This window comes from Sphingomonas sp. PL20, from assembly GCF_017875905.1.
Classification (GTDB): domain Bacteria; phylum Pseudomonadota; class Alphaproteobacteria; order Sphingomonadales; family Sphingomonadaceae; genus Sphingomonas; species Sphingomonas echinoides.
Window position 1 is genome coordinate 4,138,963 of the sequence record NZ_JAGINH010000002.1, and the last position, 23,519, is coordinate 4,162,481.

Sequence of the window (23,519 nt, forward strand, 5' to 3'; positions counted from 1 at the left end):
GCTTTGTGCCGGTCCCACGGTACGAGAAAACTCGCCCCGGGGTCGCGGCACGTGACCCGCCGACGTCGAGAGCCGAGGCTAACTCGATGCGAGAGCGGTTGTTCCGCGCAGGCTTTGAGCGAGCGCGCCGTCACTGGGCGCCGCCCTCGAAGTCGATCACGATCCGGCCTTCGATTTCGCCATGATGCATGCGCGCGAAGATGTCGTTGATATTCTCCAGCGTGTCCGTCGTGACGGTCGCGTGAACCTTGCCCTCGGCGGCAAAATCAAGGGCTTCCTGCAGATCGAGGCGAGTGCCGACAATGGAGCCGCGAACGGTGATCCCGTTGAGGACCGTGTCGAAGATCGACAGCGGAAAGTCGCCTGGCGGAAGCCCGTTCAACGCCACCGTGCCGCCCCGCCTGACCATGCCGAGTGCCTGCTTGAATGCGATCGGCGACACGGCGGTGACAAGTGCGCCATGGGCGCCCCCGATCTCCTTCTTGATGAATGCCGCGGGGTCGACGTTGCGCGCGTTGACGGAGAGATCTGCGCCCAGTCGCTCCGCGAGCGCGAGCTTGGCGTCGTCGATATCGACGGCCACGACATTGAGCCCCATCGCCTTGGCATATTGCACGGCCATATGCCCGAGACCGCCGATGCCCGAGATCGCCACCCAATTGCCGGGCCGTGTGTCCGTGACCTTCAGCCCCTTGTAGACCGTCACGCCGGCGCACAGGATCGGGGCGATGTCGATGAACCCGATATTGGCCGGCAGGTGACCGACATAGTTGGGATCGGCGAGAACATATTCGGCAAAACTGCCATTCACCGAATAGCCGGTATTCTGCTGGGCCTCGCAGAGCGTTTCCCATCCGCCGAGGCAATGAACACAGTGCCCGCAGGCGGTGTAGAGCCAGGGGACGCCGACACGGTCGCCCTCCTTCACATAGGTCACGCCGCTACCCACCGCGACCACATGACCGACACCCTCATGGCCGGGAATGAACGGTGGATTGGGCTTGACCGGCCAGTCCCCCTCGGCCGCGTGAAGGTCTGTATGACAAACGCCGGTCGCCGCGATCTTCACCAGGATCTGGCCCGGGCCAGGCATCGTGACCGGCACTTCCTCGATCACCAGCGGTTGGCCAAATTCGCGTACGACCGCAGCTTTCATGGTCTTGTTCATCGTGGTGTTCCTTGCAGAGGCGGCCGCGCGGATTGGCCGCGGCCTGGGTGAGCCGGGTCAAAAGAGGCCGAGGGCCGTCTCGTCGTAGCTGACCAGCAGATTCTTGGTCTGCTGATAGTGGTCGAGCATCATCTTGTGGTTTTCACGCCCGAACCCGGAGGCCTTATATCCTCCGAACGCCGCGTGCGCGGGATAGGCATGATAGCAGTTGGTCCACACCCGACCGGCCTCGATCGCGCGGCCCAGCCGATAGGCATGATTGCCGTTACGGGTCCACACACCGGCGCCCAATCCGTAGATGGTGTCGTTGGCGATCGAGATCGCGTCCTCGATCGTCTTGAACGGGGTCACCGACAGGACCGGCCCGAAAATCTCCTCCTGGAAGATCCGCATCTTGTTGTTGCCGACAAACACGGTGGGCTCGACGAAGAAGCCGTCGTCGAGCTCGCCTCCCGGACGGGCGCGCTGCCCCCCCGTCAGGCACTCGGCGCCTTCCTGCTTGCCGATGTCGATATAGCCCAGGATCTTGTGGAGCTGGTCCTCCGACGCCTGCGCGCCCATCTGCGTGAGCGGATCGAGCGGGTCGCCGACCCGGATCGCCGCGACGCGCGCGACCGCCCTTTCGACAAACCGGTCGAAGATCGATTCGTGGACCAGCGCGCGCGAGGGGCAGGTGCAGACCTCACCCTTGTTGAACGCGAACAGGGCGAAGCCTTCCAGCGCCTTGTCGAGGAAATTGTCGTCCTCGTTCATGACGTCCGTCAGGAAGATGTTCGGGGACTTTCCGCCCAGCTCCATCGTCTGCGGGATCAGGTGCTCGGCGGCATAGCCCATGATCTGCCGGCCGGTCGTCGTTTCGCCGGTGAAGGACACTTTCGCAATCCGCGGATTGGCCGCGATCGCGCGTCCGACCGACCCACCCGGTCCGGTCACGATATTGACCACCCCCGGCGGCAGGATATCGGCGGTCAGCTCGGCGAACAGCAGCAGCGAAAGCGGCGTCTGCGAGGCGGGCTTGATGACCGTGCAGTTGCCGGCCGCGAGCGCCGGGGCAATCTTCCAGGCCGCCATCAGCAGCGGGAAATTCCACGGAATGATCTGTCCGACGACGCCCAGCGGCTCGCGGAAATGATAGGCGATCGTCTTCTCGTCGATTGTCGAGATCGACCCTTCCTCCGCGCGGACGCAGCCGGCGAAATAGCGGAAGTGATCGATGGCCAGCGGCACATCGGCGGCGCGGGTCTCCCGGATCGGCTTCCCGTTGTCCATGGTCTCGGCCAGCGCGAGCAGCTCGAGATTGTCCTCGAGCCGGTCAGCCACGCGATTGAGGATCCTTGCGCGCTCGGCGGGGCACATGCGCGCCCAGCCCTCCTTCGCCCGGTGGGCAGCATCCAGCGCTGCCTCCACATCCTCTGGCGAAGACTTCGCGATCTCGGCCAGCTGCCGGCCGTTGATCGGACTATGGTCCGTAAAATATTCGCCGCGTATCGGCTCCACCCATCGTCCACCGATGAAGTTGCCATAACGCGACGGTGCGTGACCCTTCGCCCGGACGGTGTCGATCGCTTGCTGGAACATGAAACATCTCCGCTATACATGGCCCGGCGCCCAGGTGTGCGGCACCGCGGACTCAATATTCTCCCTCGCAGGAGGGCTGCGTTGCGGATGTGCGAGATGACGACTTTGCGAAGTATTGGGATTGTTACGTAGCGGCTGATAGAGCAATCCGGGGCCGGTTGGATGCGGTGTCGATCGGCAACAAGAAGCCGTGCGTCGCGACCGAACGCCGACACGGGCGTCAACGTCAGTAATAATCTGCGAGCGTCAGCAGCCGCACGATACCGGATCCGTCGACGAGCCTGAAGTGGGTGCCGGCAGGAAGGAAGCGCCAGCGCCAAAGCTGCCCACGCGTGTAGCTTGCATTGATTGGCCGCCCGTCGATACGGACGATCCGATCGCCGACCGACCAGCCGCTCTTCTCGGCCGGACTATGGACCGCGACATGGGCGACGGTCAGGGCGGAAGGCGAAACCGCCAGGCCGAAGCCTGAACGGTCTTTCAGCATCGGGAGCCTGTGTTTTGGCGGCGCCGGACGCAGCCACAGGCTTTCCGCAGTGATATCCATGATCACATCGAATTGCGCGATGAGCGGCAATCCGATGCTCCCCACCGCGCTGTCGGATTGCCAATGATCCAGCCCCGCCACCGGCACCCCGGCAATGTGCACTTCGCCGATAACAATGTCGTCCAGAACAAAGGCGGTCACAATCTGGACCCCATCGAGGCTTCCCAGCGCCGCGGTCGACCGGGCCTTGCCGGCGAGGAGGTCCTGCGCAGCGACAAAGGGGGTAGAGAGCATGAGCGCATTTGCGCTCCCGAGATCGAAAATGAGTTGCACGGGGCTCCCGCCCCCGATCGACGCTGTGACCAGCAGTCGCTGCGAGTCCCGTGCGTCAGAGGAAGGCGACGCCAGCCGCTCCCGCCGGCAAAACTCCCCGTCGGGGCGAAGCCGATCCGGTCCTGCGTGAAGTCGAGGGCGACACAGCGCCCCGCCAAGATGTCCTCCCCCAGGACCAGATCGATCGGGCGCCCGAATGCGGACGATATCGCCGCAAGGTCGCTCACGATGGCGAACGGCAAGCGCCTGCGATCGTCGGCGACGGTGAGGGCAACGTCGCTGATCTCGGTGACCTCGACGCGGCCACCGGTGCCGCGAATGATCCGTTTCCCGGATGGGGCGATATCCAGACTCTCCACCAGGCGCGTATTGATGATCGAAGCGGCGCTTCCGCTGTCTAGAATGGCGCGGACGGGACTGCCGGCCACCTCTGCCGAGACCATCAGCGTATCGCCCATCGCGATCTCCGCTGACGTCCAGGCAAAGGAACCCCACCCATCGCCTGCGCGGGCGAGAGACGTCAGAGGGAAGCCAGCCGACGAGGCGCCCAGGAGCGACGCGGCGGACAGGCCGCGGGCGAGAAGCGTCCGGCGATGCATCCTGTGATAAGCGTCCGCGTCGTTTTCCAATCTGCCCTGCCTGCTTCTGGAAAACCGCCCCGTTCGATCGACGCCGCACAGGCGGTCTCATTGCCCGGCATGATCGTTCGCATGCTGCGCCGGCGGCAGGCATCCGTAACAAAACGTATATTTCCCGAACGGCTCGAACGGCACTTCTGCTGGCATCTTCAAACGGATCGAAATCTTGCGGTCCCCACGTCCAATTCTTCGAGGAGCCAAGTCATGCAGAATATTTTCCGTAGCAAAGCTGGCCTGATCGTCCCCGCCATCGCTGCGCTTGTCGCGCTCTCGGCGACGCAGGCTTGGGCGGATGAGGCCCCGCCGGTGCCGGCAAAAGTCGTCAAGCACCAGAACCACGAGGCGCATCAGGCCCATCAGGCAGGGATGAAGCATGGCGCGAGACAGATGCATGACGAGATGATGCACGACCATCAGATGGGCGTGAACGCGTCGGGCGGCATGCAGATGGGATGTGGCGGGGCGGCCGGGTGCAAGGACAAGATGCCGATGGCGCCCAAAGCGAAGCCGGACCAGGCGCCGCCCGCCGCCAGCATGCCCGCCACGCCGATGAGCGACGACATGTAGGAAGCGCGGAAGTGAAGGGCCGACAGCGTTGGCGAGACAGATGCGAGGGTCCGGCAGATACGGATGTCTCCACCGGACGCTGATCCTGCGCGCCTTTCACTTCCTCGGCCGGGTTTCATGCGCCCCTGACCCCGCCTGCCCGGTCGGCCGTCTCTGCGACCATGCCCCCGCGGGGCAATCGGCTCCGCGGCGTCTCTTCAGGTCTGGTTCCGAAAGTTCAAATTGATGCGGACTCTACTTCCCCCGCTTGCCGATACGACCACCGGTCGCCGAGGCTTCGTGCAAGGTCTTTTGCTCGCGACAGCCCTTGCCACGCTGGGTTGGCCCGCGCACGCGCTCGCGGCACCGGCGGTGAAGACGCCGGACGTGCTGAGCGGCACCGAGATCGATCTCGACATCAGCCGGGTCACGGTCAACTATTCCGGAAAAGCGAGCGTCGCCACGGCCGTCAACGGGAGCGTGCCGGGCCCGCTGATCAGGCTGCGCGAAGGCGACGCTGTAACGATCAGGGTCAAGAACAGTCTGGATGAAATGACCAGCATCCATTGGCATGGCCTGATCCTGCCGACGGACATGGATGGCGTGCCAGGGATCAGCTTTGGCGGAATAGCGCCGGGCGAAACCTTTACCTACCGCTTTGTCGTGAAGCAGAGCGGCACCTTCTGGTACCATGCTCATACATTGGCGGAGCAGACGGGCCTTTATGGCCCGATGATCATCGAATCGAAGAGCGAGACGCCCCTCGCCGCCGACCGCGACTATACGGTCATGCTCAGCGACTGGACGGACGAGGCTCCGCTTCAGGTCTATCTGAACCTGAAGAAGATGAGCAGCTATTATAATTTCGCGCAGCCGACCGCCGGCGATTTTGCGCGCGATGCCGGCAAGCTCGGGCTGGGCGGTGCTTTGTCGAAGCGCGCGATGTGGAACAAGGCGCGCATGAATCCGACCGATCTGAGCGACGTGTCCGCCGCCACCTACACCTATCTCCTGAACGGCGCGCCCTCCGCCAGGCACTGGACGGGCATCGCGAGCAAGGGCGAAAGGGTTCGCCTGCGCTTTATCGGCGCCGGAACCGCCACCTATTTCGACGTTCGGATTCCCGGCCTGATGCTCACGGTCGTCGCCGCCGACGGACAACCCGTCGAGCCGGTCGACGTGGATGAATTCCGGATCGGACCCGGTGAAACCTACGACGTCATCGCGACCATCGCGGACGACAAGGCCTATGCGATCTTCGCCCAGTCCATGGATCGCACCGGCTTTGTCCACGGCGTGCTCGCGCCGCGTGACGGCATGAGCGCGGACATTCCCCCGGTCGATCCGCGCTCCTGGCTCGATCCGATCGACATGATGGGTGGGATGGCCGGGATGGCGGGGATGGGACCGGCCGGTCACGACCATGGCATGGTCGAGACGACACCCAAAGCCCGCCATGCGCGTACCGAATATGGTGCCAATACCGACATGCGCGTCGACTTTCCGCGTACCAATCTCGATGATCCCGGCGTCGGGCTGCGGCGCAATGGGCGCCGGACCCTGACCTATGCGGATCTGAAGACAGCAGGGCCGGCGGCAGACCCCCGCGAACCGCAGCGCGAGATCGAACTCCATCTGACCGGCAACATGGAACGCTTCGTGTGGGCATTCGACGGCGTGAAGCTCAACGATTCGAAGCCCCTGCATTTCACCCCGAACGAACGGCTCAGGATCATCCTCGTCAACGATACGATGATGACCCACCCGATGCACCTGCACGGGATGTGGAGCGATCTTGAATCGCCCGACGGACAGTTCCAGGTCCGCAAGCACACCATTTCGGTGCAACCGGCCCAGCGCGTGGCCTTTCGCGTGACGGCCGACGCGATGGGCCGGTGGGCCTTTCACTGCCACCTTCTCTACCACATGGCGGCGGGCATGTTCCGCGAGGTGGTCGTGGCATGACAAGCTCGCGCTCAACTTGGTTGCTGGCTCTCACCGGGCTCGCGATGACCACCATCACCGAACCCGCGCTCAGCCAGCAGGTGAAACCCGCGGGCAACGCCGAGGCCGCCAGCTCCAATGATCAGGCCATGCCGCCGGATATGCAGATGGGCGACCAGCAAAAAGATGGCAGCAGCGCGCCCCCGATGAACATGCCCGGCATGGACATGAGTGGCGGAAAGCCCGGCGCCGATGCGCGCGACCCGGACGCTTATTCCGACGGCTACAGGAATTCGACGCTGCCCGGCTATGAGATGGCCGACAAAATTTCGGTGGCCAAGGTGCTCGTGGATGAGCTCGAGTTCCTCACGAACAAGCAAGGCCAAGGCATCAGCTGGTCGGGTCAGATTACCAATGGCCCGGACAACGACAAACTCTTGCTGCGGAGCCAGGGCCTGAAACAATCCGGTGAGCGGCTTGATCCGGAATCCTCGGTCGAGGCGTTCTGGTGGCACGGACAGCGCCCGTTTTGGGGAACGATCCTTGGCGTGCGTCAGGACATCGGCCCGGGAGCCCATCGCTGGATCGCCGGGGGGATCGAGGGCCTGGCCCCCTATTGGTTCGATGTCCAGCTGACCGGCTACGTTGGAGACGATGGCCGTCTCGCGGCACGTCTGAAGGCATCCTATGACGTGCTGCTCACCAACCGCCTCATCCTCGTACCGCAGCTGGAATCGAACGCCTACAGCAAGGCGGCTCCCGAGCGCGGGCTCGGCGGAGGCCTGAGCAACCTCGAGCTCGGCTTGCGGATGCGCTACGAGATTCACCGAAAAGTCGCTCCCTATGTCGGCTTTGTATGGGAGCGCTCCTTTGGTGAGACGGCGGATTTTCGTCGCCTTGCTGGCGAAAATCCCACCGAACACCGGTTTGTGGCTGGCTTACGGATCTGGTGGTGAGACGCGCGCTGAACCGCAGCGGCTAAACTTTTTGGAAAGGACCAAATCATGCTTGATCGTCGCGCCGTCATCGGTTCGGGACTCACCTTCGCGGCGCTTACCGGGGCTGTCGCCGCGGCAGGCCCGGCCATCGCGGCGCCAAGGAAGCGTGGTGACGGCATGATGACGCTCGACGAGTGCGTCGACAGCTGTATCGCATCGCACCGCATGTGCCTGGAAACCGCGCGATACTGCACCGAGCAAGGCGCACCGGCTCATATCGAGGCGACGCACATCGCTTTGCTTCTGGACTGCGCGGAGCTCTGCCAGACAACCGCCAATTCCATGCTGCGCCGATCGCCGCAGCATGCCCTGTTGTGCGACGCCTGTGCCCGGATGTGCGAAGCCTGCGCGCGCGATTGCGCGAAGATCTCCGGCGACGCCCGCATGCAGGCCTGCGCCCAGACCTGCAGGGATTGCGCGGCGAGCTGCAAGGAAATGGCCAGTATGGGAATGTGATCTGGCCGGTCACCGCTTGCCTCCGGATCCGCACCCGACGTTCATTCCGCAAGCCACGCGACCGGCCAATCAGCCGCGGGCACGATCGTGCCAGATTTCCGCTGCGGACCGCATGTTTGCCGGCCCCAGGCCACCCGTCTGAGCCAGCAACAACTTCCCGGCGCTTTGCGTTCTGGCGCAACAGCATCTGGCATATCCGTCCCGCACTCATAGGGCGCCGCATCCGAGCCGGCATAAGCACGAGAAGCATTCGTATATTTCCGTAGAGACCCGGCGCGACCCAATTGCGACTTTCAATGCATGGAGGCGGTCATGAACGAGTGCGATATTCCTTACTTGCTACGGCGCGTGCGCGCCCACCGGTCACAGGCAGCGGCGGCGAATTGCCCCGAGGCGCGCTTGATCCACCGACGCTTCGTCGAGAATTATCAGCATTTGCTGGTGGGAATACGGCGGGACCAACTTCGTGAGCGAGGCGACCGGGGAAGCCAGCCTTGTGCTGAACGCGCCTGCCTTTGCGAAGGGCAAGACCCGGAAATGGCCCAGAGCCGTCGCGCAACATCCGCAGCCGCCGCAGCGGGTGAACGTGGAGAAAATGAGGCGGTCCCAGCCATTCGGTACAAGCCGGCCAGCGTACTGGTCCATCACGACCTGACCGCCCTTGGCCGACAGAGCGTTCCTGAAGCCCCTCAGCTTTTCAACACGAACGTAACTGTCGCGACGGCCAGTGCTGCGACGGCGGCACACCAACGCATCAACCCTGCCGACCGCCAGGCTCAAGCGATGGCGATGGACGCCACAGCCTGAATGGCGCCATTGAGGTTGCCGCTGGATATGCTCTGATGGACTGGACCAACGCCACGCCGCTCGCTGCCTTGACGGGCGGAATATTGATCGGATTGGCGTGCGCGATCATGTTGCTCGGCCTCGGCCGGATAGCGGGCGTGAGCGGCCTCGCCGCGCGTGCCTTCGCCCTCTCACAGACTGGCCCGCCCTGGAGCATCGCTGCGGCTTTCATTGTCGGCCTGCCGTTCGGAGCGGGGATCGTGAACCTGATCTCAGGTCCGGTAATTGCCCGTTTTCCATCCTCGCCGGCGGTGGTCCTGATCGGCGGGCTGCTGGTCGGCTTCGGTACCCGGATGGGCAGCGGCTGTACCAGCGGCCACGGCGTGTGTGGCCTCTCCCGCCTGTCAGCGCGATCGATCGTAGCAACTTTGAGCTTCGTGAGCTTTGGCTTCGCGACCGTCGCGGTGATGCGCGTGCTAGGCGTTTCGTGGTGAGGGTCCGCATCCCTATCGCACTCATTGCCGGGCTCCTGTTTGGCGCAGGACTCGCCTGTTCCGGCATGTCAGATCCGACCCGCGTGCGTGCCTTCCTCGATCTGTTCGGAGGCCGCTGGGACCCTACGCTTGCTTTCGTGATGGGAGGCGCCATCGCCCCGATGGCCTTGGCCTGGGTGATCCGGCGGCGGATGGAGACGCCACTTGCCGACAGCCGCTTCTCGCTGCCGGATGCCCGCGAGATCACCGCGCGCCTGATCGGCGGTAGTGCAATCTTCGGGATCGGCTGGGGAATTGCCGGCCTCTGCCCCGGTCCGGCGATTGCGGACCTTGCCATCCGCCCGACGCTTGCCGCGCCCTTCGTGATCGCGATGCTGGCAGGGTTCGCGGTGCACCGCTTCATCGATCGCCCGAAGATCTGAATCGGAGCCGGCCCTTTGATGTACTTTGACGACGGAGCGAACGAGAGGCGCCTCAATCTTTCAACCGTAACGTCATCGCCGTGACCGCCAACGCGGCGGCAGCGGCAAGCCACAGCATCAAATGCTCCGACGCGCTTGCCCATCCAGTGACGATCGACGCCGCAGCCTGACTGGCGCTCACCGCCGCGTACTGGAGCGCAAGGCCCGAACCCTGCGTGCCCGGAGACGCTTTCGACGTCAGATAATTGGTGAGCAGCTTCAGCGTCGCGGTGCTCCAGCCGGCGAGCAGAAATACAGGCACGAGCACCCACAAGGTCCGGGCGAAGACGGCAATGATCAATGCGGCGGCCAGCCCGGCGAGCATTGGCCGCAACAGCCAGGCCGCGCCGACCGTGACTCTGCGCCCTGTGAACGGGACGAGCTGCGCCACCAGCATCGCTCCGCCGCACAGAGCGAACAGCATCGAGACGTTCTCGCGGGACAGATCCCGCGCGCCCGATCCAAGCGACAACGTCAGATGCAGAACGGTGAGGCACCCGGACGCAATGGCCGAGATCAGGAGCAGCGGGACAAGCGCCTCACGCGCTTTCGGGCGTGGAACGCTGCCGACCGGACCAGTGGCACTTTCCCGTGAAACCAGAAGAAGACCGGGCATGGCGATCGCGCTCAATGCAGCTGGCGCCAGGAATGGCGACGTTGCTCCGAGCGCCACCGAAATTTCTCCAAGGAGCGGGCCGGTCAGGTCGCCCGCGAAGACCAGGGCGTTCAGCCAGGTGAACTGACGCGCTCGCCGAACCAGATCTGGTGAACGATCGGCGACCATCGCAAATGCCGTCGGCACGACGGCCGCCGCAAACACGCCATTGAGCAACCGCAAAACATAGAGTCGCTCGAATCCGACCGCGGAATACAACGCCATTGTCAGGCTGAAACCCAACAGCCCCACGACCAGGATCGGCCACCGTTTCCACCGGTCGGAAATCCAGCCCCATAACGGCGCCGAGAGACACCCTGCGATCTGGGAAACCGTGACCAGGGCGACGACAAGGCGCCCTCTCGCGAGGGCACTCGCGTCCGGAGACATTTGACCCACCATTTCTGGCAGGAATGGCAGGACGACGCTATTACCCAGGGCAACCGCCGTGGCCGCGAAGAGAAGAACGACGAAGCCAAGTTCGCCCCGATCGCGCGCCGCTTCGATGACCGTGGCGGGCAAGCTCGCCTCCATATGCTACGACCCGGCCATGAATACCCGGATCGCGCTGGCCCCGCCCTTGCAGTCACCAGGGCCGGGCGCGCCCGCGAAGAAGATCGCACGCGGAATCGCGCGCATATCCACCATCAGAAGGCGGCGGAGAAAATGCCTTGTGGGACGAGCGCCGGTCCCGGGAAGGTGCGAGGATGTCGCAGAGGTTCCGATCACGGCGCGATATTCCATTTCCCTAGCAGTGATCGCTGCCAACTTTCCGCCCGGCGGAGATTACTTCGCCGATGGTCTGTACCAGCACACCATCGCGCAGAGGTTTCTCGAGCACAGCGGCAAAGCCCGCTTCCTGCGCGCTTTCGGCGAGCTTATCCGCGTAATGCGCCGTGATCAGGATCGCCGGCCCACACCAGCCCGCCGACCGAAGCTTCCTCAGGATCGAAATGCCGTCGATGTCCGGCATAAGATAATCGACCACGAGGCAATCGCCCGATTGCGTTTGCGGATCGAGCAGCAAGGCAGTGCCACTCGCATAGGACAGGACGCCAAAGCCGCGGGACCGCAACAAGAGATGAAGGGACCTGCGTACCGAGACATCGTCGTCAGACAACAGGATCAGGGCCGCTTTCTCGCTCGTTTGGTGATCGATAACGCCCATGACCGACGATGCTGCCTCTTCGCTGATCCACCCTCGGATCCTGGGCATGCATCGCAAATGAACAGGAGGCCGTCGCTACGTAGTGATCCCAAGCTCACGATTCCGGCGCATCGCCCAATCCGGCCGAAAACGCGATCCTCAGCGCGTCCGACAGGCTATGCACTTCGAGCTTGGTCATGAGGTTCGCCCGATGAACTTCCACCGTTCGAGTCGATATGTCGAGATCATAGGCGATCGTCTTGTTGGGAAAGCCGTTGGCGAGGCCGATGAGAACCTCTCGTTCGCGAGGCGTGAGCACGGCGACCCGCACCCTCGCCTCCGCCTCTCGAAGCGACCGCGCGTCGGAATTATCGAGTCTCGAGAATGCCACGCCGATCGAGGCCAGGAGCGCGGTCTTCTCGAACGGCTTCTCCAGGAAATCGACCGCCCCTGCCTTCATGACGCGAACCGCGATCCCGACATCGCCATGCCCGGTCAAAACGATCACCGGCATGGTGACACCACGCTCTGCAAGCACCTCCTGGACCTCGAGCCCGTCCATGCCGGGCATGCGAACGTCGAGCAGAATGCATCCCGGCTCAGCGGTCTTGACGGCTTTCAGAAACGCAATGCCGGAGGCATAGGTCTGGACGGCGAATCCCGATGTCTTCAGCATGAAGCCGGCCGACTTGCGGATGGATTCTTCGTCATCGACCAAATGGACAATACGTTTAGGCGTCATGCTCATCCTCCGGGCGGGCCTGCATCAAGGTGAAATGAAAAGCAGCGCCTCCGTTCGGCGCGCCGTCGGTCCAGATCCGGCCGCCATGGGCTTCGATGATCGTTCGACAGATCGAAAGGCCAAGGCCCATGCCGTCGGTCTTGCTGCTCACAAAGGCTTCGAAAAGTTGGGGCGCGACCTGCTCGGATATGCCTGGGCCCGTGTCCGCCACGGACACCTGAACCATTGCCTTCGGCCGCCGCCGCGTCGTGATCGTGAGGTCGCGAATGGCGACCTGCGCCATCGCCTCGACCGCATTGCGGATCAGATTCACGAGGACCTGCTGAACCTGTATGCGATCGGCGAGCACCGGCGAGGCCGCCGGATCAAAATCGAAAAAACTGCGAACGCCTCGTTCACGGGCGCCGACAAGGCCGAGAGCAGCGGCTTCCTCAATCAGCCGCGGCAAATCCTCGATCCGCTTCTCGGTCTCCCCTCGCGCCACGAAATCACGAAGTCTTCGGACGATATGCCCCGCGCGGTGGGACTCCTTAGCTGCCTCGTCGAGCGCGTCGCGCACGATCGCGACGGTCTCGGCATCGGGATCGACAAGCAGGTCGCGCGTCGTTTCCAGATAATTGGCGATCGCGGTAAGCGGCTGGTTCAACTCATGGGCCAGCGTCGACGCCATCGTGCCCATCGCGCTGAGGCGCGAGACGTGAATCAATTCGGCCTGCAGTTCCTTGAGCTGCAGTTCGTTGCGGTCGCTTTCTGTCAGGTCGCGAATGAAGCCCGTGAAGACACGATACCCACGGTGACCGGCCTCTCCGATCGAGAGTTCCATCGGAAAGGTGGTACCGTCGCTCCGCTGGCCAACGACGATCCTGCCAATACCGATGATCCGCCGTTCGCCGGTGGACAGATATCGGCCGATATAGGAATCGTGCCGTTCCCGGTCGGGTGACGGCATCAGGCTGCTCACATTGGCGCCGAGTACGTCCGCTTCCGAATATCCGAACAAGCGCTCGGCCGCGGCACTGAACGAGGTTATCAGCCCGCGCTCATCGATAATGACCATGGCATCGGGCACGGTGTCCAGGATCGACTGGAGATGCTGCTCGCGCGCAACGATCGCTTCCTTGGTCGCGGCTTCATCGGTGGTGTCGCGCAGGATCTTGCCATAGCCGCTCAGCTGGCCGGTTTCATCCCGGAGCGCCGTCGTCGTCAGATGTGCGAGAAACTCTGACCCGTTTTTCCGGACGCGCCACGACTCCTGCTCGACCCTGCCAAGCTGCTCGACCTGCGCGAGGTGCCTGTCCGCAACGCCCGCCGCGACATCTTCCGCGCAATACAGGAACGAATGGTGTTTCCCGATCGCGTCGGAGCTGGCCCATCCCGTAATGTCTTCACAGCCCTTGTTCCAGACTGTTACGAGGCCCCCAAGGTCAAGCGCATAAACGGCGTAATTTGGTGCGCTCTCCACAACCTGGAGGATCGTGCCCGAAGCAGCATCATGCCGATTTGCCTTGTCGCCCTCAATCATGCCCCCGTCCATCTCCTCGTCATCCACAGTCAAACAAGGTTGGAATGGATTTGCGGACAGGCGCCGACAGGCGTCGGAGGCAGGGTTTCTGCCATCGTTCCCGCCATGCACCCGGCGAGCGAAAATCGGCGTTGGCTTTCGAAACGAGACATCAAGCGTGGCTCCCCATAACCCTATACGCAGGAGCAGCGGTTACCCCTCACGCTCCGTTTCCAGTCCTTCGATGGACCGGACATCGTCCGGATGGCCGTTGTGGACCTTGGACCATAGTCCAGGGTCAAGCGGTATCGACGAGCCGGGCGCGTTCATGATGACACGCGGATAGCGTTGAATGCGGGTGGGAGGGCCGGTCGCTGTCGATCGAGGGGCAAGAAAACGTGGCGTTGGCTGCCGCGATGAGCTGCACCCGCTGTTCGCTGGTCTTCTGCGAGTTTCCGGACGGGATCAGGCGACCGTGAATTGCCCCATCATGCCTTCATCCTCATGTTCCAGGATATGGCAATGATACATAAAAGGTGCTTTCGTCGCCGGCTGGTCGAACCGGACCAACAGTTCCACCGCCTCCTTCACGACGATCGTATCGCGAGGCCCCTGATCGAGAACGTCCGGGTCGTCGCCATCGCGGCGTAGCACATCGAAATGCACGCCATGGATATGGAAGGGATGTGGCATCTTCCGCCCGGAGACTTTCCATATCTCGACGTCCCCGAGGCGGACTTCCTCATCGATGCGGCCAATGTCGAACGACCTGTCGTTGATCGTGAGGGCGTCGCCATCGCTGCCCATCATCCCCTCCCCTTCCGTCGACATATTGAGCACGAAGCGCCGGCGCGTTACGGCCGCATCGGGATCTGGCACGGTGCGTGCTGCCAGGAGCGTTGGGACAGGGGCTGCGGCCCGCCCGCCCAAGCCTGGGCGCGGCGAGAAGGCCAGCACCGTCTCCGTCGTTGAAGCGTCGTCTTCATCGTCGTGATGGCCGCCCATCATGCCCATGCCTCCCATCATTCCCATCATCGACGCGTTCGCATCTTGGCCGGTGACCAGGGAGACCGGCTGGCCGTCGGCGAAGCTGACCAGTATCTCTGCACGCTGACCCGGCGCCAGGGTGATGGCCTGCAGTTCAACGGACCTCGCCAGGAGACCGCCCTCGGTGCCGATCCAATGAAACGTCCGATCATCGCTGAACGAAAGCTCATAGATGCGGGCGTTCGAACCGTTCACGAGCCGCAGCCGCACCAGACCGTTCGGAACGTCGGCGCGAGGCGTGGGTGCGCCGTTGACCAGGATGGTGTTGCCGCGGCGGCCCTGCGACGCAATCATCATGCCGGTCGGCATGACCAGACGGCCGTCCTCGAATTGCCGATCCTGGATCAGTACCGGGAGATCATCCACGCCATAGTCCGATGGCAGGCCAAGCCCCTGCTCTTCCTCGTCCGTCACGACCAGCATGCCCGCCAGCCCGGAATAGACTTGCTCGCCCGTCAAACCATGCGCGTGCGAATGATAGAAGAGGGTCGCCGCCGGCTGGCGGATCGGTAGCGTAGGACGCCAGGTCGCACCGGATGCGATCAGCTGGTGCGGGCTGCCATCCAGTTCTCCCGGCACCAGCAGCCCGTGCCAGTGAACCGTCGTATCGGCCGACAGGCTATTGCGGACGGCCATCGTCACATCGTCGCCGCGATGAACCCGCAGCGTCGGGCCGAGATAGCTGCCATTATATCCGAGCGTGGTGCTTCGCCGGCCCGGGAAGAACGCGGTCTCGCCCTTTTGTGCCTGCAGGCTGATCAGCTGGCCCTGTTGGCGCGCATCGATCAGGCGCGGGATCGGAAGCGTCCCGGCACGCTCGGGCGACGCGAATTTTCGGGTACACGCCGCCGCCAGGAGCAGGCCCCCGCCCGCCAGCAATGTCCGCCGGTCCAATAACGTCATGGCCGCCTCTTGGTTAGCGCGTAGCGCCGGTTTGCAAAATGAGCATTCAGCGCGCCACCAGCTTATCGATCATCGGACAGGCTCGCCGGCCGTTGCCCCGGCATTGTCCGGCGACATCGAGCAGCGCCACGCGCATCGCCTCGATGCTGCCGGCGCAACCATGAATGGGGAAGACCGCTCGCAACATGCGTATTGATACGGATGGCAGTGCCGCAAACGTATGCAAGGCAGTCACGTCGCCACCGGCGTCATCTCAGCCACCCTTACTCCGATACCGTCCGGGTTCGGCCGCGTGCGCGTGCTCCGGCCGCCAGCTCAACCACCTCGGCGGTGATTTCCTCCTGACGCGTCAGTCGTTCCTCACGTTCAAGTGCCTGGAGTCCACCCCGATCATTGTATCCTTTGACACGGTTGCCGTCCTTTCCGCTCAGTGGTCCTAACTCCACTATCCTGGCACATCTCGATGCCGTCTGGGGAGGGCGGCAACCACCCCATCTCGTTTGACCGCTGACCACCCATCACTCGCCGCCTTTCGTGAGGGTCCGCGAGCTGTCCTAATCTGCCGCCCTCAACAAGACCGGGTTCCGGCGGCGCTTACGACCGGATCGCGTAGGATGCGAAGTCGGATAACCGCAGAGGGCGTATCAGAGCCCCGCCATTGGTATGCGGATTGGGACTCATCTGTCTGTCGCCAGCCATCGCAACGGCTGCAATTTCAGGCCGAAGCCGACTGCGATCGTCGAACAGCTCGGCATAAATCGCACGCCATGCACCGTTGACACAGCGGTAGAGCTTCGTACCAGTGGTCGGCATCAGCCACAGCCGCTCGCGCACGGCGCCGATCGGCAAGCGCGAGGCGACTTGCCGATCGAATTGGGGTCAGTCGCCGCCCGAGATCACCGCAACATCGACCACGGCCAGCAGACGCGCGAACGTCGCCCCCATTTCAGCCGATAAAGGGCGCTTGCTCTCCGCAAGCGTCCCGTCGAGGTCGAACACGATCAGCCATTTCATGCTGCGTTGAGCGCCGGATCGCGGTAGGCGAGCAGCCGCAGAGCGTTGAACACGACCAGCAGCGTCGAGCCTTCATGCATCGCGACCGCCGGGCCGATGCCCAGGCCGAGGATTGTCGCCGGCACGAGGAACGCGACGACGCCGAGGCTGACGAACACATTCTGCCGGATGATGCCGCGGGTGTGGCGGCTCAGCCCCACCGCGAAGGGCAGATGCGCGAGATCGTCAGCCATCAGCGCGACGTCGGCTGTTTCCAGCGCCACGTCCGAGCCCGCAGCGCCCATTGCGATGCCGACGGTCGCCGACGCCATCGCCGGCGCGTCGTTGACGCCATCGCCAACCATCGCAACTTTGTCCTCGCCAGCGAGCTTCTTGATCGAGGCAACCTTGTCCTCCGGCATCAGGTCGCCCCATGCCTCGTCGAGCCCGACATCCTTGGCGATGGCGTCCGCCACCTTCTGATGATCGCCCGAGATCATGATCATCCGGGTGATGCCCATCTCGCGCAGCCGCTTGAGCGCGACCTTGGCCGCTTCGCGCGGCGTATCCATCAGCCCGATCGCGCCGATGTCCTTGTCGCCTTTGCGCACCACCATCGTCGTGCGCCCGCCCTCGCGCAGGGTGGCGATGGCGTCGGTCGCGGCCGCGTTCAGCGTGGGGATACCCTCCTTGCCGAACATCTCGGCCTTGCCGATCCATACCGTCTCGCCGTCGACGGTCGCGGTGACGCCGCGTCCGGTCAGGCTCTTGAGGTCGGTCGCGGTCGGCAGCTCGCGCCCGCCCAACCGCTCGCGTCCATCCTTCACAATCGCCTGTGCCAGCGGGTGATCGCTCAACCCCTCAACCGCGATGGCGAGCGCCAACAGATCCTCTTCGCTCGCGCCGTCGACGGGGACGACATCGGTGATGCGCGGCCGGCCTTCCGTCAGTGTCCCCGTCTTGTCGAAGGCGATCGCCTTTAGCGAGCCGAGGTTTTCGAGCGGTGCGCCGCCCTTTACCAGCACGCCGCCACGGGCGGCCCGCGCGACGCCGGACAGCACCGCGCTGGGTGTAGCGATCGCTAGCGCGCAGGGGCTGGCCGCGACCAGCACCGCCATCGCGCGATAGAAGCTGTCGCGGAACGGCTCGTCGACCACGACCCACGCGAACAGCAGGATGAACGAGAGCGCCAGGACCGCCGGCACGAAGACGCGCTCGAACCGATCGGTGAAGCGCTGCGTTGGGGACTTCTGCGTCTCCGCTTCGCTCACCATCTTCACGACCTTGGCGAGCGCGCTTTCGTTGGAACGCCGCGTCACTTCGATCTCGATCGCCGCACCGCCATTGATCGTGCCGGCGAACACCCGCGACGTCGCCTCGACCGCATCGGGCTTCGCGCGCGCCGCCTCGACATCGGCGACCGGCTCCTTGTCGACCGGAATGCTCTCGCCGGTGACGGGGGCCTGGTTGATCGCGCTCGACCCCTTGATGACGAAGCCGTCGGCGGGCAGGCGTTCGTTGGGGCGCACGACCACGATGTCGCCGACCACCAGCTCCTCGACCGGGATCTCCGTCGTCTGCCCGTCACGGCGCACCGTCGCCTTGTCGGGCGCGAGTTCGGCCAGCGCCTCGATCGCGCGCTTGGCGCGACCCATCGCATAATGCTCGAGCGCATGGCCGAGGCTGAACAGGAACAGCAGCAGCGCGCCTTCCGCCCAGGCGCCGAGCGCCGCGGCGCCGGCGGCCGCGACGAGCATCAGCGTATCGATCTCGAATTTCTTGAGCTTCAGATTGTCGATCGCCTCGCGCAGCGTGAAGAAGCCGCCGAACACATAGGCGCCGACATAGAAAGCGGTCGGCAGCCAGTCGGGCGCGCCCGCGACCAGCTTCTCGATCGCGAAGCCGATCGCCAGCAGCGCGCCGCATGCCAGCGCGAAGATCAGCTCGGTATTAGGGCCGAGGAAATTGGCGTGGGCATGGTCGTGGCGATCCCCCGGCCCATGCTTATCCGCGCCTTCGCCGTGATCGTGCCCGGCATGGTCGCCGGAGTTGTGATCGTGTCCGGCATGATCACCGGCCTGATCGGAGCCAGTCCGCTTGCCGGGTTTGACCTTGAGCCTGCCCAGTGCCGCGAGGATCGCCGCTTCGTCGACGCGTTCTTTGTCATATTCGACACGGACGCTGCCCGAGGCGCTGGCATCGGCCTGCAATACGCCGGGCACCTGGGACAGGGTTTCCCCGACGGTACGGGCGCGGCGTTCGTGGCCGATCCCTTCGACCTGCCATGTCACATGACCGTATCGCCCGCTGATCTCGGCGCCTGCCGCCCGCACCATGTCGCGCACGCGTGACAGCGGCAGCGCTTCGCCGTCGAAATGGATGCAGAGCTTTGCCGCCGTATCGCCGTCGGCGGGCAGGACATGCGCGCGCTCGACGCCGCGCTTGGCGCTCAACGTCGAGACGAGGCGCCCGACACAGGCATCGGCCGCGTCGGGAACCTCGGGCAGAAGGACGGGAATATCGAGTTCGAGCTTTTCGGTCATCACGCCGTCTCCGCGTTGGTCTTGGTTTCTGCGCGCGCATCACGCAGGATTTCGATGCCGCCCTTGATCGCGATAAGGGCGGTAGCCAGGCCGACCAGTAGATCGGGCCAATTCGTTCCCAGCCAGAGCACCAACGCCCCAGCAATCAGGATGCCGCCGTTAGAGATGAAGTCGTTGAAGCTGAACGTGGTCGCGGCGCGTAGATTAACATCGGGCTGCTTGAGCCGTTGCAGCAGTCGCAGACAGATATAGTTCACGACGCCGGCAATCGCCGACATCACCATCATTGTCGGCCCGATCGGGTCGCTGCCCTGGATATAGCGGCGGCCGACGTCAATCAGGATGCCGCCGGCGAAGATCAGCAGCATGACGCCGGACACTGTTGCAGCCCGCGTCTTCCAAGCGCGTCCCTGACTCAGGGCAATCAGGCTGAGGGCATAGACCGCGGTGTCGGAGAGGTTGTCGACGCCATTGGCGATAAGCGCGCTGGAATCGCCGATCAGGCCGGTCACGAAGAAGCCCGCGGCGATCACTACGTTGAGCAGCAGCACGATCCAGAGCGTGCGGCGCTCGACTGAAACCTGCCCATCCGGGGAAGCCGTCATACCATGATTTCCTCGATCAGCAGGAGGACGAGGAAGCCGACGAAGAACATCGCGCTAATAAGCGGCGAGTCCGGCTTCTCGTGCGCTTCGACCAGCAGCTCTTCGGTGACGAGATAGAGTAGCGCCATAAGACCGAAGCTCAGGAAGCCGGTGATCCATATCGGCGTCAGCAACGCCACCGGCTGTGCGATCAGCGCGCCGATCGGCACCAGCACCGCCAGCGCGCAGGTCAGGCCGATCGCTTTCATCTTGCGATACCGGCCTGCCAGATCGTTGGTGAGGGTCAGGGCCAGGAACAGCACTTCGAGGGTCAGCGCGACGGCCAGCAAAGAACCCGCCTTCTCGCCGGCGATAAAGGCGAGGCCGAGAACAAGGCCGTCTATCGCCAGATCAAGACCGATCGCGGCGAGCAGCGCGACCGGCCCCCTGAACCGGCTTTCCGCCGCCTTCAGGCCGAGCATCACAGCGACGCCCAGCGCTCCGCCGATCAACGTTGCGGTCGGAGAACTGCCGTGCATCACCAGCGGCAGGATCTCCGTCGCAGCGGCGGCGAACACCACGCCGGCCGCGAGGTGCTGCATGGCCGCGACCAGCTTCTCGCCGGGCGTGCGCCATCCGGCGACTAGCGCGCCGATCATGATCGCGATCATGGGGATCAAGGAGAATTTGAGCGCTGCCATCGTCAGCGCCCCTCTGGGCCGGGTGAATTGGTCACAAGCTCGTTGCCTTCCTGCACAGGACCGGATGCTTGTCCGCTTCCTCGATTTTGATTTCGCTGCCCGAGAAGGTCGCGCTCATCGTGTCGCCGACATATTGGAGGCCGGGTGCCGGCGCGGTCAGGACGATCGGCGCCGCGTTCGCATCGCGGCGCAGCTCGAGCGCCAAGCCCTCATCCTTGAAGTCGACGAGGAGCGGGCGATTGTCCTCGCACCGATAGGGGTGACGACCGCGGGTTCCGCTCGCATCCCCGCTGTCGCCGGCGTGGATTTCCTGTTCGGTCGGCGGCCCTTTGCGAGGCTGTTCGGAACAACCCGATAACGTCAGCACAACGCATATGCCGGCGATTCCAATCCGAAATCGCGTCATGTGTGTCGCCGGGCACATCCTGATACTCATAAAAGCCATTGAGCAGCTCCGATGACGCCGGCGATCGTGACGATGACGCCAACCAGGATCAGCTTTTCACGGCGCGGATCGGCGACGTTTCGTATTCGCGCCGCGACCTGCCAGGCAGGGCGCACCGGGACGCGCCAAGACCCGGACGCGATCCGGTCCAGCTCGGTATCCGAAAGGCGGAAAAACGATTTCACGTCAGTCCGAGAGCGTCCCGTGAGACCCGTCACGCGAAAAACCGGGTCGGCCCAAGCCAGTTCGATGGCGCTTGGATTCGCGGCCATCGGTGAGATGTCGTCGCCCGCTGCCCATGACGGACGCAGCAGCGCGATAAGCCGGTGCGGATCGCGTTCGAGCAGAGAAGCCCAGCGCACCAAGCGTGAACGACGGTCGCCGCTCGGGAGCGCGGACACCGGCTCGGATTGCCCACCACTCTTCGGCACTCGCCATTTCATGCGCGTGTCTGCGGGACGATTGTGCCTCATTGCCGGTCAACCGGCTCGACGTGATCTTGGGAGGCACGCTTCAGCGGATGAGAAAAGCGCAACGTCAGGAAGGTCGTCAAGCTGAGAACCGCCGCGATGTCGTAGAGACCATAGCCGACTGCGGCCCCCAGCGCTCCGGTCGCCCATAGGCTTGCAGCGGTAGCGGTCCCGGAAGCCTTTCCGCCATGCTTCAAAATGGCGCCACCGCCGATGAACCCGACGCCTGTGATCAATCCTTCGAGCAGACGTGCTTGGGCAGGAGACGTGCGACCGAGAATGGCGATAGCGACAAGCACGAACCCGCAACTGGCGATGGCGACCAACGGAAAGGTTCGGATGCCAGCGCTGCGTTCGTCCTTCTCCCGGTCCCAGCCAACCGGAAGCGCTAGCGCATACGCCAGCGCGAGGCTGACGATATGGGAAAGGGCTTCCCACAATGACGGCAGCAGCATCATGCGGCCGAGCCCGCGGCTTTTCCGCTTGCTGCCTTGTCCGCTGAATCTCGATAGGCGGGCGCCCTCTTGCAGGTCATGGCGCGCGCGCCGGGGCGCTCGAGCGTGATCAGGTCGCCGCCTGAGATCGACACGTTAAGATTTGGGCCGACGTAGGTCAGCCCGCTTGCCGGCGAAGTCACTCGCATCGGGGCTGCGTTCGGATTTGTCTTTATAGCGAGGGTCAGGCCATCGCCGAGAAAATCGACATCGAGGCGTGAACCATCAGGACATGCGTAGAAATGCTCGCCAATGAAGTCGGGCATCTGACGATCACGGGATGCTTTGGCCTCGCTGTCGCTCGCAGATGGCGAGCAGCCGAGCAGGCCCGGCGCCAGGGCAAGCCCGGTTGCGATGATGATCCATCGAACCGGACCGCTGCTAGGTCGCCGAGCCGTCATCTCCCTGTCTTCCCACGATCTATCGCCATGGGCGCTACAGGGGGCACGCCCATGGCGCGGGCCGTTCTCACACGGACACCCGAAGGACTCGTTGTGCGGCGGCCGATCCACAGCAGTTCAGTCGAACAATTCGCTCAGGAAGCCCTTGCGGCGACCCTTATGGCCCCGCTCGTCGCCGTGCTTCCCGCCATGATCGCCATGGCCACGATCGTCGAACATCCCGGCGCGACCGCCGCTCGCCGGCGGCGCGATGTCGCCGCCGGCGCTGCGCTCGATGATCTTGTCGAGTTCGCCGCGATCGAGCCAGACCCCGCGACATTGCGGGCAATAGTCAATCTCGATGCCTTGGCGCTCGCTCATGACGAGATCAACCTTGCAAGTCGGGCACAACAGACCTTGTGAGGTTCTGTTCTCTACCATGACGACACCCTTTCTTTTGGATTTAAGAAGCAAATGACGATCAGCCAATGTCCGCCGCGTTCGACAGCGTGTCAGTCATTGGCGGCATTGCGAGCAGCGGGCGGTTTAATCGGCCGTGGGCGGTTTCGCGTGGATCGCCCCGGCAATCGGGACTGACGGCGCAGAAGGGCCAAAAAAGCCGCATCCTGCTGACGCATGGTCCGGCGCAGGCCCTTGCGCATCATGCGGCCGACCAAGGCGCCGACGATACCCCGACATTCGACTGAATGGTGAACACAGACGCCGTTCGCGATAGGCTCGATCTCGTAGCGTTCGTCCAGGGTGAGAAAACCTCGCACACCCATCTGCCATCCGATGAGCTGGGGTTTCGTCAGCCGGTTGATGATCATTTGCGTCGTCATTTTCCGATCGCCGCCGAACAGGAGCCATGTCACATCGATTTCGGCACCACGTTCGGCCTCGCCCGCGATGCGATATACGGGGTGCCATCGTGCAAAGCTCCTTAGATCGGAGATCAGCGACCAAACGCGGAGCGCTGACATGTTGAAATCGAAACTCGTCTCTTCCTTCATGACTGCCTGTCC

The 23,519-nt window shown here is 63.8% G+C and carries 25 protein-coding genes and 1 pseudogene; 7 read left to right on the top strand and 19 right to left on the bottom strand.

Annotation, left to right across the window (positions count from 1 at the left end; genetic code table 11):
* Window positions 1–130 precede the first annotated feature (130 nt).
* From adhP to H4W01_RS22925, 4 genes are all read right to left on the bottom strand, one after another.
* On the bottom strand, window positions 131–1,168 hold the full coding sequence (gene adhP, locus H4W01_RS19550; RefSeq protein ID WP_024018493.1) for an alcohol dehydrogenase AdhP: 1,038 nt from the start codon (window positions 1,166–1,168) through the stop codon (window positions 131–133).
* Window positions 1,169–1,225: 57 nt separating this feature from the next.
* A complete protein-coding gene (locus tag H4W01_RS19555) occupies window positions 1,226–2,746 on the bottom strand; it encodes an aldehyde dehydrogenase family protein (protein WP_209612913.1) in 1,521 nt (506 codons plus the stop codon).
* Between the two features lie 226 nt (window positions 2,747–2,972).
* Complete coding sequence (locus H4W01_RS22920) at window positions 2,973–3,434, bottom strand: PDZ/DHR/GLGF domain-containing protein (RefSeq protein WP_334685371.1); 462 nt, start codon at window positions 3,432–3,434, stop codon at window positions 2,973–2,975.
* On the bottom strand, window positions 3,431–4,024 hold the full coding sequence (locus tag H4W01_RS22925; protein WP_334685372.1) for a retropepsin-like aspartic protease: 594 nt from the start codon (window positions 4,022–4,024) through the stop codon (window positions 3,431–3,433). Before H4W01_RS22925 ends, H4W01_RS22920 begins: the two co-directional genes overlap by 4 nt.
* Window positions 4,025–4,264: 240 nt before the next feature.
* Here H4W01_RS22925 and H4W01_RS19565 point away from each other — a divergent pair, with 240 nt between their 5' ends.
* The 7 genes from H4W01_RS19565 (at window position 4,265) to H4W01_RS19595 (ending at window position 9,850) form a co-directional block, all read left to right on the top strand.
* Window positions 4,265–4,771: a hypothetical protein gene (locus H4W01_RS19565; protein ID WP_169793964.1), complete on the top strand. Its 507-nt coding sequence runs from the start codon at window positions 4,265–4,267 to the stop codon at window positions 4,769–4,771.
* 225 nt (window positions 4,772–4,996) lie between these two features.
* Window positions 4,997–6,715, top strand: a complete 1,719-nt coding sequence (locus H4W01_RS19570) for a copper resistance system multicopper oxidase (RefSeq protein ID WP_031308709.1) — start codon at window positions 4,997–4,999, stop codon at window positions 6,713–6,715.
* 44 nt (window positions 6,716–6,759) lie between these two features.
* The gene (locus tag H4W01_RS19575; RefSeq protein WP_370569401.1) at window positions 6,760–7,650 is read left to right on the top strand and encodes a copper resistance protein B; all 891 of its coding nucleotides are present in this window, start codon (window positions 6,760–6,762) and stop codon (window positions 7,648–7,650) included.
* Between the two features lie 48 nt (window positions 7,651–7,698).
* Window positions 7,699–8,148: a four-helix bundle copper-binding protein gene (locus H4W01_RS19580; protein WP_024018487.1), complete on the top strand. Its 450-nt coding sequence runs from the start codon at window positions 7,699–7,701 to the stop codon at window positions 8,146–8,148.
* A 312-nt stretch (window positions 8,149–8,460) separates the two neighbouring features.
* Window positions 8,461–8,955, top strand: a complete 495-nt coding sequence (locus H4W01_RS19585; protein WP_209612914.1) for a hypothetical protein — start codon at window positions 8,461–8,463, stop codon at window positions 8,953–8,955.
* Between the two features lie 35 nt (window positions 8,956–8,990).
* On the top strand, window positions 8,991–9,428 hold the full coding sequence (locus tag H4W01_RS19590) for a YeeE/YedE family protein (protein ID WP_024018485.1): 438 nt from the start codon (window positions 8,991–8,993) through the stop codon (window positions 9,426–9,428).
* The gene (locus H4W01_RS19595; RefSeq protein WP_031308708.1) at window positions 9,425–9,850 is read left to right on the top strand and encodes a DUF6691 family protein; all 426 of its coding nucleotides are present in this window, start codon (window positions 9,425–9,427) and stop codon (window positions 9,848–9,850) included. Before H4W01_RS19590 ends, H4W01_RS19595 begins: the two co-directional genes overlap by 4 nt.
* Window positions 9,851–9,902: 52 nt before the next feature.
* Here the strand turns inward: H4W01_RS19595 and H4W01_RS19600 are convergent, their stop codons facing one another.
* The 15 genes and pseudogenes from H4W01_RS19600 to H4W01_RS19670 all read right to left on the bottom strand — a co-directional run bounded on the left by H4W01_RS19600 (window position 9,903) and on the right by H4W01_RS19670 (window position 23,507).
* A complete protein-coding gene (locus H4W01_RS19600) occupies window positions 9,903–11,066 on the bottom strand; it encodes an MFS transporter (RefSeq protein ID WP_171010527.1) in 1,164 nt (387 codons plus the stop codon).
* A gap of 226 nt (window positions 11,067–11,292) precedes the next feature.
* Entirely contained in the window at window positions 11,293–11,760 is a 468-nt protein-coding gene (locus H4W01_RS19605; protein WP_309298561.1) for a response regulator, read from the bottom strand.
* A 46-nt stretch (window positions 11,761–11,806) separates the two neighbouring features.
* Complete coding sequence (locus tag H4W01_RS19610; RefSeq protein ID WP_033963074.1) at window positions 11,807–12,433, bottom strand: response regulator transcription factor; 627 nt, start codon at window positions 12,431–12,433, stop codon at window positions 11,807–11,809.
* On the bottom strand, window positions 12,423–13,955 hold the full coding sequence (locus H4W01_RS19615; protein WP_209612915.1) for a PAS domain-containing sensor histidine kinase: 1,533 nt from the start codon (window positions 13,953–13,955) through the stop codon (window positions 12,423–12,425). The genes H4W01_RS19610 and H4W01_RS19615 overlap by 11 nt, the downstream gene beginning before the upstream one ends.
* Before the next feature lie 444 nt (window positions 13,956–14,399).
* Window positions 14,400–15,884 carry a multicopper oxidase family protein gene (locus H4W01_RS19620; protein WP_010405588.1) on the bottom strand — a complete coding sequence of 495 codons (1,485 nt, stop codon included), beginning with the start codon at window positions 15,882–15,884 and terminating at the stop codon, window positions 14,400–14,402.
* A 726-nt stretch (window positions 15,885–16,610) separates the two neighbouring features.
* Window positions 16,611–16,898, bottom strand: a pseudogene (locus H4W01_RS19625) (HAD family hydrolase); the annotation flags it as partial.
* A complete protein-coding gene (locus H4W01_RS19630) occupies window positions 16,895–19,420 on the bottom strand; it encodes a heavy metal translocating P-type ATPase (protein ID WP_010405585.1) in 2,526 nt (841 codons plus the stop codon). The pseudogene H4W01_RS19625 and the gene H4W01_RS19630, both read right to left, overlap by 4 nt.
* The gene (locus H4W01_RS19635) at window positions 19,420–20,025 is read right to left on the bottom strand and encodes a cation diffusion facilitator family transporter (RefSeq protein ID WP_010405584.1); all 606 of its coding nucleotides are present in this window, start codon (window positions 20,023–20,025) and stop codon (window positions 19,420–19,422) included. Before H4W01_RS19635 ends, H4W01_RS19630 begins: the two co-directional genes overlap by 1 nt.
* Window positions 20,022–20,705, bottom strand: a complete 684-nt coding sequence (locus H4W01_RS19640; protein WP_010405583.1) for a ZIP family metal transporter — start codon at window positions 20,703–20,705, stop codon at window positions 20,022–20,024. The genes H4W01_RS19635 and H4W01_RS19640 overlap by 4 nt, the downstream gene beginning before the upstream one ends.
* A 31-nt stretch (window positions 20,706–20,736) precedes the next feature.
* A complete protein-coding gene (locus tag H4W01_RS22930; protein ID WP_245535560.1) occupies window positions 20,737–20,910 on the bottom strand; it encodes a hypothetical protein in 174 nt (57 codons plus the stop codon).
* A 227-nt stretch (window positions 20,911–21,137) separates the two neighbouring features.
* Window positions 21,138–21,593: a hypothetical protein gene (locus tag H4W01_RS19650; RefSeq protein WP_010405581.1), complete on the bottom strand. Its 456-nt coding sequence runs from the start codon at window positions 21,591–21,593 to the stop codon at window positions 21,138–21,140.
* Window positions 21,594–21,619: 26 nt separating this feature from the next.
* Window positions 21,620–22,075, bottom strand: a complete 456-nt coding sequence (locus H4W01_RS19655; protein ID WP_010405579.1) for an MgtC/SapB family protein — start codon at window positions 22,073–22,075, stop codon at window positions 21,620–21,622.
* The gene (locus H4W01_RS19660) at window positions 22,075–22,515 is read right to left on the bottom strand and encodes a hypothetical protein (RefSeq protein WP_010405576.1); all 441 of its coding nucleotides are present in this window, start codon (window positions 22,513–22,515) and stop codon (window positions 22,075–22,077) included. The genes H4W01_RS19655 and H4W01_RS19660 overlap by 1 nt, the downstream gene beginning before the upstream one ends.
* A gap of 117 nt (window positions 22,516–22,632) precedes the next feature.
* Window positions 22,633–22,875, bottom strand: a complete 243-nt coding sequence (locus H4W01_RS19665; RefSeq protein ID WP_010405574.1) for a TFIIB-type zinc ribbon-containing protein — start codon at window positions 22,873–22,875, stop codon at window positions 22,633–22,635.
* Between the two features lie 131 nt (window positions 22,876–23,006).
* Window positions 23,007–23,507 carry an SRPBCC family protein gene (locus H4W01_RS19670; protein WP_010405572.1) on the bottom strand — a complete coding sequence of 167 codons (501 nt, stop codon included), beginning with the start codon at window positions 23,505–23,507 and terminating at the stop codon, window positions 23,007–23,009.
* Between the last annotated feature and the right edge of the window lie 12 nt (window positions 23,508–23,519).

Excerpts from the sequence above, each read along its gene's own strand:
- adhP (WP_024018493.1), bottom strand. The coding sequence starts at position 1,168 with ATGAACAAGACCATGAAAGCTGCGGTCGTACGCGAATTTGGCCAACCG.
- H4W01_RS19555 (WP_209612913.1), bottom strand. The coding sequence starts at position 2,746 with ATGTTCCAGCAAGCGATCGACACCGTCCGGGCGAAGGGTCACGCACCG.
- H4W01_RS22925 (WP_334685372.1), bottom strand. The coding sequence starts at position 4,024 with ATGGGCGATACGCTGATGGTCTCGGCAGAGGTGGCCGGCAGTCCCGTC.
- H4W01_RS19565 (WP_169793964.1), top strand. The coding sequence starts at position 4,265 with ATGATCGTTCGCATGCTGCGCCGGCGGCAGGCATCCGTAACAAAACGT.
- H4W01_RS19570 (WP_031308709.1), top strand. The coding sequence starts at position 4,997 with ATGCGGACTCTACTTCCCCCGCTTGCCGATACGACCACCGGTCGCCGA.
- H4W01_RS19575 (WP_370569401.1), top strand. The coding sequence starts at position 6,760 with ATGACCACCATCACCGAACCCGCGCTCAGCCAGCAGGTGAAACCCGCG.
- H4W01_RS19580 (WP_024018487.1), top strand. The coding sequence starts at position 7,699 with ATGCTTGATCGTCGCGCCGTCATCGGTTCGGGACTCACCTTCGCGGCG.
- H4W01_RS19585 (WP_209612914.1), top strand. The coding sequence starts at position 8,461 with ATGAACGAGTGCGATATTCCTTACTTGCTACGGCGCGTGCGCGCCCAC.
- H4W01_RS19590 (WP_024018485.1), top strand. The coding sequence starts at position 8,991 with ATGGACTGGACCAACGCCACGCCGCTCGCTGCCTTGACGGGCGGAATA.
- H4W01_RS19605 (WP_309298561.1), bottom strand. The coding sequence starts at position 11,760 with ATGCCCAGGATCCGAGGGTGGATCAGCGAAGAGGCAGCATCGTCGGTC.
- H4W01_RS19610 (WP_033963074.1), bottom strand. The coding sequence starts at position 12,433 with ATGACGCCTAAACGTATTGTCCATTTGGTCGATGACGAAGAATCCATC.
- H4W01_RS19615 (WP_209612915.1), bottom strand. The coding sequence starts at position 13,955 with ATGATTGAGGGCGACAAGGCAAATCGGCATGATGCTGCTTCGGGCACG.
- H4W01_RS19620 (WP_010405588.1), bottom strand. The coding sequence starts at position 15,884 with ATGACGTTATTGGACCGGCGGACATTGCTGGCGGGCGGGGGCCTGCTC.
- H4W01_RS19630 (WP_010405585.1), bottom strand. The coding sequence starts at position 19,420 with ATGACCGAAAAGCTCGAACTCGATATTCCCGTCCTTCTGCCCGAGGTT.
- H4W01_RS19635 (WP_010405584.1), bottom strand. The coding sequence starts at position 20,025 with ATGACGGCTTCCCCGGATGGGCAGGTTTCAGTCGAGCGCCGCACGCTC.
- H4W01_RS19640 (WP_010405583.1), bottom strand. The coding sequence starts at position 20,705 with ATGGCAGCGCTCAAATTCTCCTTGATCCCCATGATCGCGATCATGATC.
- H4W01_RS19650 (WP_010405581.1), bottom strand. The coding sequence starts at position 21,593 with ATGAAATGGCGAGTGCCGAAGAGTGGTGGGCAATCCGAGCCGGTGTCC.
- H4W01_RS19655 (WP_010405579.1), bottom strand. The coding sequence starts at position 22,075 with ATGCTGCTGCCGTCATTGTGGGAAGCCCTTTCCCATATCGTCAGCCTC.
- H4W01_RS19660 (WP_010405576.1), bottom strand. The coding sequence starts at position 22,515 with ATGACGGCTCGGCGACCTAGCAGCGGTCCGGTTCGATGGATCATCATC.
- H4W01_RS19665 (WP_010405574.1), bottom strand. The coding sequence starts at position 22,875 with ATGAGCGAGCGCCAAGGCATCGAGATTGACTATTGCCCGCAATGTCGC.
- H4W01_RS19670 (WP_010405572.1), bottom strand. The coding sequence starts at position 23,507 with ATGAAGGAAGAGACGAGTTTCGATTTCAACATGTCAGCGCTCCGCGTT.